Source organism: Psychromonas sp. Urea-02u-13, from assembly GCF_002835995.1.
In the GTDB taxonomy this organism is placed as follows: domain Bacteria; phylum Pseudomonadota; class Gammaproteobacteria; order Enterobacterales; family Psychromonadaceae; genus Psychromonas.
This window is the reverse complement of the sequence record NZ_PJBZ01000083.1, coordinates 22,417-32,856: the sequence shown is the minus strand read 5'-3', so window position 1 is coordinate 32,856 and position 10,440 is coordinate 22,417. Positions and strand designations below refer to the sequence as shown.

General features: G+C 38.8%; 13 protein-coding genes. 6 read left to right on the top strand and 7 right to left on the bottom strand.

All coding sequences use genetic code 11. The features are described from left to right. Positions 1 to 269: 269 nt before the first annotated feature. The 3 genes from CXF74_RS23135 to CXF74_RS16295 all read right to left on the bottom strand — a co-directional run bounded on the left by CXF74_RS23135 (position 270) and on the right by CXF74_RS16295 (position 1,982). Positions 270 to 515 (bottom strand): helix-turn-helix domain-containing protein, encoded by a 246-nt coding sequence (locus tag CXF74_RS23135; protein WP_157822434.1) that lies wholly within the window; start codon positions 513 to 515, stop codon positions 270 to 272. Positions 516 to 1,046: 531 nt separating this feature from the next. Beyond that, entirely contained in the window at positions 1,047 to 1,511 is a 465-nt protein-coding gene (locus CXF74_RS16300; protein WP_101083592.1) for a chemotaxis protein CheX, read from the bottom strand. A gap of 36 nt (positions 1,512 to 1,547) precedes the next feature. Continuing rightward, positions 1,548 to 1,982, bottom strand: coding sequence for a transcriptional repressor (locus tag CXF74_RS16295; protein WP_101083591.1), 435 nt, complete (start codon positions 1,980 to 1,982; stop codon positions 1,548 to 1,550). A gap of 76 nt (positions 1,983 to 2,058) precedes the next feature. On the opposite strand from CXF74_RS16295, the gene dusA reads away from it, so the two are divergent. After that, positions 2,059 to 3,048 (top strand): tRNA dihydrouridine(20/20a) synthase DusA, encoded by a 990-nt coding sequence (gene dusA / locus CXF74_RS16290; protein ID WP_101083595.1) that lies wholly within the window; start codon positions 2,059 to 2,061, stop codon positions 3,046 to 3,048. 11 nt (positions 3,049 to 3,059) lie between these two features. Then, positions 3,060 to 3,653, top strand: coding sequence for a DUF4136 domain-containing protein (locus tag CXF74_RS16285; RefSeq protein ID WP_101083590.1), 594 nt, complete (start codon positions 3,060 to 3,062; stop codon positions 3,651 to 3,653). A 51-nt stretch (positions 3,654 to 3,704) separates the two neighbouring features. On the opposite strand, the gene panM is transcribed toward CXF74_RS16285, so the two are convergent. From panM to gpmM, 4 genes are all read right to left on the bottom strand, one after another. Continuing rightward, positions 3,705 to 4,127 (bottom strand): aspartate 1-decarboxylase autocleavage activator PanM, encoded by a 423-nt coding sequence (panM, locus tag CXF74_RS16280; protein WP_101083589.1) that lies wholly within the window; start codon positions 4,125 to 4,127, stop codon positions 3,705 to 3,707. 15 nt (positions 4,128 to 4,142) lie between these two features. Further along, on the bottom strand, positions 4,143 to 4,973 hold the full coding sequence (locus CXF74_RS16275; RefSeq protein WP_101083588.1) for a divergent polysaccharide deacetylase family protein: 831 nt from the start codon (positions 4,971 to 4,973) through the stop codon (positions 4,143 to 4,145). Between the two features lie 19 nt (positions 4,974 to 4,992). After that, positions 4,993 to 6,219: a murein hydrolase activator EnvC family protein gene (locus tag CXF74_RS16270; RefSeq protein ID WP_101083587.1), complete on the bottom strand. Its 1,227-nt coding sequence runs from the start codon at positions 6,217 to 6,219 to the stop codon at positions 4,993 to 4,995. A gap of 93 nt (positions 6,220 to 6,312) precedes the next feature. Continuing rightward, the gene (gpmM, locus tag CXF74_RS16265; RefSeq protein ID WP_101083586.1) at positions 6,313 to 7,842 is read right to left on the bottom strand and encodes a 2,3-bisphosphoglycerate-independent phosphoglycerate mutase; all 1,530 of its coding nucleotides are present in this window, start codon (positions 7,840 to 7,842) and stop codon (positions 6,313 to 6,315) included. 189 nt (positions 7,843 to 8,031) lie between these two features. Here gpmM and CXF74_RS16260 point away from each other — a divergent pair, with 189 nt between their 5' ends. The 4 genes from CXF74_RS16260 (at position 8,032) to gpsA (ending at position 10,390) form a co-directional block, all read left to right on the top strand. Further along, positions 8,032 to 8,460, top strand: a complete 429-nt coding sequence (locus tag CXF74_RS16260) for a rhodanese-like domain-containing protein (protein WP_101083585.1) — start codon at positions 8,032 to 8,034, stop codon at positions 8,458 to 8,460. 3 nt (positions 8,461 to 8,463) lie between these two features. Next, a complete protein-coding gene (grxC, locus tag CXF74_RS16255) occupies positions 8,464 to 8,715 on the top strand; it encodes a glutaredoxin 3 (protein ID WP_101083584.1) in 252 nt (83 codons plus the stop codon). Between the two features lie 118 nt (positions 8,716 to 8,833). Continuing rightward, entirely contained in the window at positions 8,834 to 9,319 is a 486-nt protein-coding gene (secB, locus tag CXF74_RS16250) for a protein-export chaperone SecB (protein ID WP_101083583.1), read from the top strand. 66 nt (positions 9,320 to 9,385) lie between these two features. Beyond that, complete coding sequence (gpsA, locus tag CXF74_RS16245) at positions 9,386 to 10,390, top strand: NAD(P)H-dependent glycerol-3-phosphate dehydrogenase (RefSeq protein WP_101083582.1); 1,005 nt, start codon at positions 9,386 to 9,388, stop codon at positions 10,388 to 10,390. The last annotated feature ends 50 nt before the right edge of the window (positions 10,391 to 10,440 follow it).

Genomic DNA, 10,440 nt, shown 5'->3' with positions numbered 1-10,440 from the left:
TACGATAAACCCCAATCTTCGAAAGAAGGTTGGGGTTTTTTCGTTATTAGGCACTTTGACGACGATGACCTGCTCGAACAGGGGATAATAAAAGCATGCCGAAGGCATTTCCTTATGTGCGAGAATAGGGTGATACCAAACGAATTTAATTTGTGATCAGTGTTGCTAGTTTAAATGAACGACTTCTGCGTTGTGGATTTTATGAAGGAAACAACCATTCATTGCAATTCACGCCTTGATCTCGTTCATTTATCCTGCGCAATACAAGATCATAAATTAAATGCGTTTGGTATTAAGCGCGAAGGCTGACCTGTAGCTAGCTTTAAAGCCAACGCATCAAACCCACCGGACAAATATTTTGTTATCCATTCATTAACCAATCGCCGACTTACATTCAGTATTTTTGCAATAGAAGTTCTGGATTGTCCTTCATGAAATTTTTGTACAGCTAAATAACGTAGCTTAAGGCTGGCGTTGTTTGTGTACGGAATTGATATTTGAGAGTTATTTTTCATAGGATAAATGGTTGTGAATTTATTATTGAACAATAACACAATAGATCACAAATTAAATTCCATTGGTATTAGTTATCACCTCTGAGATATAGAGTAGCCGATGCGTATAGTGATAGTAGGGAGGATTGTGTGACAGAACAGGTTTACGAGTAATGTTCAGCCATCGCCACATATTTTTCAGTTTCTAGTATTTACTATCGGGCCATAATAATCGAATAGCAGTATATGTAAGCCCCGATTTAGATCATACATAAAAATGCTTTACGCTAATGTACAGACGCTCCGTGAGAATGTTTTATAACCGAGCAACTAATTTAAAGCGATTGTACTCGTAAGCCACTGCACATATTTTCATGGCTTTGATTTATCTTGAATGAATAATGATATTAAAGAAGAAAGTAAAAGTCGGAGTTTAAAGTTCAGCATTATAATTCGAATAACATCATTCGTGATTATTCGAATCTCAGCATACAAAAAAGGCGTTAATAACTTAGTTATTAACGCCTTTTTAATTTTTTAGATTAATTGTGGTTACTGGTTAAAGCAGATCTCAATAAATGCACTGCCGTGTTCTGAAGTGAAAGGCATTAATACTTTTGAACCATCTACTTGATGTTTAATAGTATGTGATGGGCCTGATACAACAACAGGTGTCGCCATACTAAATTCAAAGCCTTTTTCACCTAGTTGGCGTTTTGCACCACCGGCAACCATATTAGTAATCTCGCCAACCATGTCAGTGATATCATCAGAAATATCTTCTACTTCATCGCCTACCATCAAGCGAAATACATTAAGTGCTAATGCTTTATCAAAGCTAATCGAAAATGACCCTTTCGCTGTCGGTCCAACCATGCCGATTAAGCCTGAAACGTCACCACGTGCTAGAGCATCTTTTTTAAGGCTTGGTTTACCTGGTTTAATATCTATTTGTGCCATCGTTTGTAGTACATTGATAAACGAGGATAAAAAGGGGTTTACAAATTCTGCATTCATAGTTTCTACACTTGTATTATTAATTTTATTAAGACGTTAATTATAGAGGCAGTTGTGACAAATACCATGTGCTTCTAAAACTTTATTCGTAATTTTAAATCCTGACTGAAGCGCTTGATCTGAAAATGCGTTATCTATCACAGGATCGCTTAATTCTATTACTCGTTTACACTTTTCACAAATTAGCAGTTGCATGGGATGTTCACAACCAAAATGTTCACATTTTAGATATGCGTTTAATGATTCGATGCGATGAATAAAATGATGTTCTAAAAGAAAGTCTAACGCACGGTAGATAGTAGGCGGTTTAGCACTGCTATCATGTTCTTTTAGCTTTTCTAATAAATCGTATGCACTTATTGCACCTTCTTGATCTAGCACGAGTAAAAATACGCGTTGACGAATAGCGGTAAAACGTATTTTTTTCTGCAAGCAAATATCAATTGCGCGTTGTAATAAAGCAGTGTGCATAGTCGTGACTCATTTTATCAGTTAGATTGCCATGGTATCATATAAGCTATTATTACGATTTATTTTAAGTGAAACCATGATTGAAACTTCAAAAAAATACTCAAGTAACCGCTTCTCTATTGCACCTATGCTTGATTGGACCGATAGACATTGTCGTCATTTCCATCGTGTGATGAGTAAAAACACCTTGTTATACACAGAGATGGTTACCACGGGTGCTATTTTGTATGGCAAGGGTGACTATTTGCAAAAAGGTGATTATGAGCATCCTGTCTGTTTACAGTTGGGCGGTTTTGCTTCTATTGATTTAGCAAAGTCTGCATTAGCGGGTAAAGAACGTGGCTATGACGAGATTAACCTCAATGTCGGTTGCCCATCAGATCGTGTTCAGAATGGTCGTTTTGGTGCTTGTTTAATGGCTGAGGGTGATTTAGTGGGTGATGCTATCAAAGCAATGCATGATGCTTCTGGGTTACCTGTTTCAGTTAAAACTCGTATTGGTATTGATGATTTAGATTCTTATGAATTCTTATGTGACTTTATCGATAAAGTGCATAACAAAGGCTGTGATACGTTCATTGTTCATGCACGTAAAGCTTGGTTAAGCGGATTAAGCCCTAAGCAAAACCGCGATGTTCCCCCATTAGATTATGAACGTGTCTATCAGCTTAAAAAAGATTTCCCTCAGCTCACTATTGCGATTAATGGTGGCATTAAAACATTAGATGAATGTGATACACATTTAGAGCACTTAGACGGTGTGATGTTAGGTCGTGAAGTTTACTCTAATCCGTATATATTAAGTGAAGTCGATCAGCGTCTATTCGGTTGTACCGAGACAGCACTTACCCGTTTTGAAGTATTGGAAAAAATGTACCCTTATATTGAGCAACAGCTCATCAATGGATCATATTTGAATCACATCGGTCGACATATGTTAGGCTTATTTCAAGGTTTACCGGGTGCTCGTGCTTGGCGCCGTCATTTAAGTGAAAACGGACATATTCCGGGTGCAGGCATTGAAACAATGCAAAAAGCAGCCTCATTTGTTACAGAAGATTTATAGCGGAGATAATTATGAAAAAAATGGTGTTAGCATTGAGTTTTGTCACCTCTTTTTTTATCCTTACAGGATGTAGTTCAACAGCTGAGCAAGTTGAGCTGGAGCGTAAAGTGACACGTATGACAGTGGTTAGTAGCGCTAAACCCGCTGATGTTTTGCCTGCATTTACAAGTTTCACTTGGAATGAAGAGTATAGCCGTGTGTTATCTGCTGTTAATGATGACAGTGAAAAAGATATTCAACAGTATATTCGTAATGAAATTATTCGTTACTTAAAAACCAAAGGTTATGTTTACCAACCTGATCCTATTCAAGCTGATGTAGTAATAGGTTTTTTATTCGCACTTGAAGATGATTTAGCGGATCAAAAAATTCAGGATAAGTTCGGTCTATTACCAGGTGTTAACGCGAGTGGCATTACTGATAAGCGCTATGCAAAAGGGTCTTTGTTATTAGCTGTGCTTGATACTAAATTAGATCAAATCTATTGGCGTTCTGCAATGCAAGGGTTTGTTGATTTTGAAAAAGATAAACATGATGACAGTGTTGATGATATGCAAACAGTACTAGGCATGATGATGGGCGGTTTCCCTAAAGCGGGGCGCTAATTGTTTGTTTATTATTGTTAGAAAAAAACCACGCTTGCGTGGTTTTTTCATTTATAGGCTTTTAGTTAACATTTCACCCGTTACTTGATAACCACACGCTTGCATAAAGAGTGTCATTGTTTCGCGTTCATGTTCTTTTAAGGCTGTTAAGGGCAATTGAATCTGACTAATGTTTTTAGCTTGTAATTGCTTTTCTACTTCACGTAATAGATTCCTACCTACACCACGGCGACGTGTTAAATCACGTACACACAATAAATTTAACTGTGCATTTTCTTGTTCAATGGTCACTTGCACGGCACCGAGATGACGTGCGTTAAATAAGGTAACAAAAAACAACGTGTCTGGGGTAGTGATGAGTTTCTGTAATGCGTCTGGTGTTAGTTGTTGCTCACTTAAAGAGCCCTGGTATAACTTTTGAAGGTCAATGAATAGCTGCTGAGAGCTTTCTGGTAAAAAAACAGATAAACGCATAATAAACTCTTCTTCTTATTGTATTTGTTTGGTTTGATTATTCACAGTTTGACTAATAATGGTATTACTAGCTTGTTGTCGCTCGTTGCGTTTTTTAGCCATTGCTAAACGCGCACTTTGGGGAAGTAGTTCCTGTAGTGAAACTAACTCGATTTGAATGTTTACTTGCTTGAACTTATCGGCTAAAAACTGAATCGTTTCGGGATAAGGGTGTGCAATGATAACAACTGAAATATTGCGTTCACCGATCGTAATTGCTTGTTGGAATTGTCTCTCCATTGCTTCACTCGTTTTAATGTTATCTAAAAAAACGTGTCGACGTAGCGCTGGAATACCTAATATTCTAGCGGTGCTTTCTGCAATGGTTTGTGCGGTAGTACGACTGTCTAAAAAATATAATCCTTCTTTATTAAGCACGTCCATTGTCCATTGCATCTGTGTTGCATGCTCGGTTAATGTGCTACCCATATGGTTATTAATACCGGTGGCATCGGGTAGGTAATGTAATGCTTTATGAAGTTCTGCTTTGAATTCAGATTCTTGCATATTCAGCATCAAGGCGCCTTTACCCAGCTTTTCGTTATGAGACTTTGCCTCCATTGGCACATGTAATAAGAGCTCCCTGTCTTGCTTCAAGGCAAGTTGGGCTATTTTTTTTGAAAGCGGGGTGTAGGGTAAGATAGCAAAGGTTATTTCAGGGGGAAGTTTTAAAGCTTGTAAATCATGTTGGCTATTGCCTATATCGTCGAGCACAATAGCGAGTTGAATCGGCTCCTTTGCAAAGCCTTGTGTGCTTTGCAAAGTAATGATAAGTGTCAAAATTAGACTGTTTAGTCGAGCATTCATTTATAGGTAACCCTGATTATTAACGGCGTGACTTGAGCCATCTAAGAGGGTCTTGCGCTTTGCCTTTGTGGCTAAGCTCAAAATAAAGGCTGTTTTTATCTTGTCCGCCACTGTGACCTGCTAATGCAATCGCATCACCTTGGAATACAATATCACCTGTTTTTTGCAGTAGCGTTTGGTTGTAACCGTACAAAGTAATGTAATCGTCACTGTGGTCAAGTGCGATAACCATGCCGTAACCCTTAAAGTAACCAGCAAATAGTACTTTACCTGTCGCAACAGCACGTACTTTCTCGCCTTCATTAGCTGCGATTGAAATACCTTTCCATTTAACTTGATCGCTACGTTTACTGCCAAAGCGCGCTAGTACTTTACCGCGGATAGGCCACTTTAATTTACCTTTTAATTTGGAAATTTTTGAGAAGCTTTGAGTTTCATTTTTAGGCTTCATTTGCTTGGTGGCTTTCGCTTTTGCCGCTGCTAATGCTTTCTCGGCACTGGCGTCTTTTTGTTTTTTAAGTTGTTTCTTAAGCTGTTTTTCAGCATCGCCTAGTTGTGCTAAACGAGCCGACTGATAATTAATGTCTTGTTTTAATTCACGTAGTGCTTTGGTGCGCTTATCACGTTCACTGACTAACTGTTCTTTACTTTCAAGTTGCGTATCACGCATTGCTTTTAAATTAAGTAATGAATCAGCTTGTTCGGTTTTATTTTTTTCAATACGTAATTGTGTTGTGTGTAATTGTTCAATGCTTTCAAGACGGGCTTTATTCAGATAATGATAATAACTTTTAGCGCGGATAATTTTACTGAGGTCTTCTTGATTAAGCAGTAACTTAACCAGATCATTTTGACCGGCCATGTAGGCACTAATAAGTTGTTGCTCAAGTAATTTCTGTTGTTTTTCTTTATCAATTTTTAACTGTTCAGTTTCATCTTTTAAATCTTTAAGGCGTGTTGTTTCAAGATTAATCGCCTCTTCTGTTTGTTGCAATTTAAAACTAGCGGTTGCTGTTTCTTGCTCAGAATTTGCAATTTTACTTTCTAATGATTTTTGTTGTTTGCTTTGTACTGTTTTACTGCTCTTACTGGCTTTGATTTCTTTTTGCAGTGTTGATAGATTTTTTTCAGCTAATACATTTTGCACAGGTAAGAATATAAGAGACGCTAAAAAGAGGCTATTTAGTAAAATAGAGGGAGAAATGCTTTTCTTGCGTTTGTTTTTGTTAATGATTTTGCTATTCATTGACTCTTCTGCTTTCTTAAATTCAGTATTTAGAAATTTTACCCACTTTAGCAAAAGAAGTTGAGTAAAATAACTAAATACTGCGTGATGCGTCTATTTTAATGAGATTAGTGGTGTGCCTGTCATCTCTGCAGGGATTTCCATATTCATTAAGTTAAGCATTGTTGGTGCGATATCACATAAACGTCCGCCAGTTTGCATTGTTGCTGGGCGACCTACGTAGATAAATGGCACAGGTAAGTTAGTATGTGCAGTATGTACACCACCCGTTTCTGGGTCGATCATCTGCTCAGCATTACCATGGTCTGCAGTAATTAAACACTCACCATCAACTTCTTTAAGTGCTTCAATTACTTCACCAACACAACTATCAACGGCTTCACATGCTTTAACCGCTGCATCGTAAATACCAGTATGACCAACCATATCGCCATTCGGGTAATTACAGATAATCACATCGAATTCTTGGCTACGAATTGCTGCTGTTAATTTTTCTGTTAATTCAGCAGAACTCATCTCTGGTTGCAGGTCGTAAGTCGCAACGGCTGGAGATTTAATTAAAGTACGTGATTCACCTTTAAATTCATCTTCAATGCCGCCATTAAAGAAGAAAGTAACGTGTGCATACTTCTCTGTTTCAGAGATACGTAACTGTGTTTTGTTATTATCCGCTAACCATTCACCTAACGTATTTGTTAGTGACTCGCTTGGGTAAGCTGCTGGTGCAGTAATATTAGCCGCATATTGCGTTAATGTTACAAAGTGGATATTGGGTGTTGCAGCGCGTTTAAAACCATCGAATTTTGCATCTGTAAATGCATAAGTGATTTCACGGGCACGATCGGCGCGGAAGTTTAAGAATAATAATGCATCGCCATCTTCGATAGCTGCTTTCTCGCCGATAACCGTTGCTTTAACAAACTCATCGTTTTCGTTACGTGCATACGCATCTTCTAGGCCAACTAATGGGCAGTCAGCAGTAAAATCTGCTTTAGCTTCAGTGAGTAGGTTGTAAGCTTCTTCTACACGATCCCAACGAGAATCACGGTCAAGAGAGTAGTAACGACCTACTAATGTAGCAGTACGGCCTACACCTGTTTTCTGGTAAGTCTCTTCAAATTTAGCAAGTGTGCCCGCTGCGCTACGTGGTGGTGTATCACGTCCGTCTAAGAATGCGTGTACAAATACTTTTTTTGCGCCACGTTGAGCGGCAAGTTCAATGGCTGCAACGATATGATCGTCATGGCTGTGTACGCCACCTGGAGAAGCAAGGCCCATGATATGAACGGCTTTATCTGCTTTTACTGCTTTATCAATTGCGTCAACAAATACAGTATTTTCGAAAAAGTCACCATCTTGAATAGATTTAGTTACTTTTGTTAAGTTTTGGTAAACCGTACGACCAGCGCCAATATTTGTATGGCCAACTTCAGAGTTACCCATTTGACCGTCTGGTAAACCAACGTCCATACCTGATGCAGAGATAAGATCATTTGCGTAATCTTTACAAAGTTGGTCAAGTACTGGTGTGTTTGCGTTAGAAACAGCGTTGTCTGGCATATCTGGGCGGTAGCCCCAACCATCCATAATAAGTAGTACAAGTGGTTTTTTAGCGGTAGTCATGTCGATTTCCTTATAAGATTAATAATAAAATAGCATGGCGTGATTTTACTACATTTGAGAGACTTGTCACTGCGTGGATCAATTGAAGCGAAACTTTACGTTATTTATTTACTTTTATAGTAATTAAAATGCACTTTGCTTGATATAATCGCAACGATTTTTTCCTTTAACCTTAGAAAGAGCAAAATAATGCAAGAATATATAGACTTTTTATCAAACAATCCGATGTTGTCACTTGCTTGGGTTGCTATTGCCGTTATGTTAATCCACAGCTTAGTAAAAGATAAAATCAGTGGTGTTAAAAGCATTACCGCGCAAGAAGCGACTTTGTTAATTAACAAGCAAGATGCAATTGTTGTTGATGTACGCTCAAAGGATGACTTTCAAAATGGCCACATTGTTAATGCAAAAAACATAACTCTGTCACAAATTGAAAAAGGAAATTTCTCTGCTATTGAAAATAATAAGCAGACCCCCATTATAGTTGTCTGTGAATCAGGTACTCGTTCTGCAAGTGCAGCTGCAAAGTTAGTAAAAGCAGAGTTTACGCAGGTCACTAACCTGTTTTCAGGTATGGGTGGATGGAAGTCTGCTAACTTACCAACAACTAAGAAGTAAATAATGGCAACTGTAATTATTCATACGACAGCTTGGTGTCCATATTGCACACGAGCAAAACAATTGCTTGATAGTAAACAAGTAACGTACACAGAAGTTGATGTATCAGAAGCGGCAGTACGAGCGGAAATGACAGCATTGACGGGGGCGACATCTGTCCCTCAGCTTATTATTAACGGCCAATCTACCGGTGGTTGTGATGAGCTTTATGCGCTAGAGCGCAGTGGCGAACTAGATAAACTACTGAGTCATTAATTTAAAAATTTTTCGCAAAGGATTTTGCGTAGAAATACCCGAATTATAACGGGTAACATGCGACAGGAATGTTGCGCTCATAACTACAATTATAAATACATTTAATTAAGGGAATACCATGGCTGAACAACAAGAGCAAGCTGCACAAATCGAATTCAACATTCAACGTATCTTTGTAAAAGATATCTCTTTTGAATGCCCTAACTCTCCAACTATCTTTAAAAAAGAATGGGCGCCAGAAGTATCAATGGATATCGATACTAAAAGCCAAAAGCTTGAAGATGGCGTTTTTGAAGTTGTATTAACACTAACAACAACTGCAAAAGTAGGCGAAGATGTTGCTTTCCTATGTGAAGTACAACAAGCAGGTATCTTCTCAGTTGGTCAACTTGAAGGCCCACAAATGGCGCATTGTTTAAACGCTTTCTGCCCTAACATCCTTTTCCCATACGCACGTGAAGCGGTTTCAAGCTTAGTAACTCGCGGTACTTTCCCACAGCTTAACCTTGCTCCTGTAAACTTTGATGCATTATTCCAAAATGCAATGGTACAAAAGCAAGCTGAAGCAGCAAAAGCGGCTGAAACTGTAGCATTAGATTCTTAATCTAATGGCAACAACACTAGGCCCTATAAGGCACTAGTGTTTTTGCTATCAATAATAGGTATTTAGATGGCAGATAAAACAGCCATTACAGTCTTAGGGGCGGGGTCATATGGCTCCGCCCTTGCTGTATCTTTGGCTCGAAACGGTCACCCAACATTATTGTGGGGACACGAAGCAGATCATATCGATCGCTTACAAAAAGAGGGTGAAAACAGGGCGTTTTTACCAGGTGTTTCTTTTCCTGAATTGTTAACAGCAGAAGCTGATTTAGCAACGTGTTTACGTGCCACTAATACCATTTTATTGGTTGTACCAAGCCATGTGTTTGGATTGGTGCTTGAACAAATTAAACCTTTATTAACATCTGAACACCGTATTGCTTGGGCTACTAAAGGCTTAGAGGCAAAAACGGGACGTTTACTGCAAGAAGTTGCAAAAGATGTATTAGGTGATCAATATCCTTTGGCTGTTATTTCAGGGCCAACCTTTGCGATGGAAGTGGCGAAGGGATTACCGACTGCCGTTGCGGTTGCGGGTTCTCATCCTGACTTTACCCAAGATATTGCAGACTTATTCCATAATAGAAGCAACTTTAGAACCTATATTTCTGATGATTTTACTGCTGTCCAGCTAGGTGGCGCAGTTAAAAATGTGATTGCAATTGGTGCTGGTCTTGCCGATGGCCTAGGATTTGGCGCTAATGCACGTACCGCATTGATTACCCGCGGTTTAGCTGAGTTAACACGTTTAGGTGTTGCACTGGGTGCCAAAGAAGCCTCATTTATGGGCATGGCCGGTTTAGGGGATTTAGTCCTAACGTGTACTGATAACCAATCTAGAAACCGACGTTTCGGTCTTGCGCTAGGACAGGGTAAGGGCATTGAACAGGCGCAGGTTGAAATTGGACAAGTTGTTGAAGGCTTCCGTAATACTGAAGAAGTTTATAACCTTGCTAAATGTTTTGATATTGAAATGCCAATCTGTGAGCAGATTTATTATGTGCTTTATCAAAATAAAGGCGTAAAAGAAGCTGCTGTTGCATTACTTTCTCGAGATAAAAAAGGCGAGTAGCTTTTGTTTATCGACAACATCTAAAAAGGCTTCATAATGAAGCCTTTTTT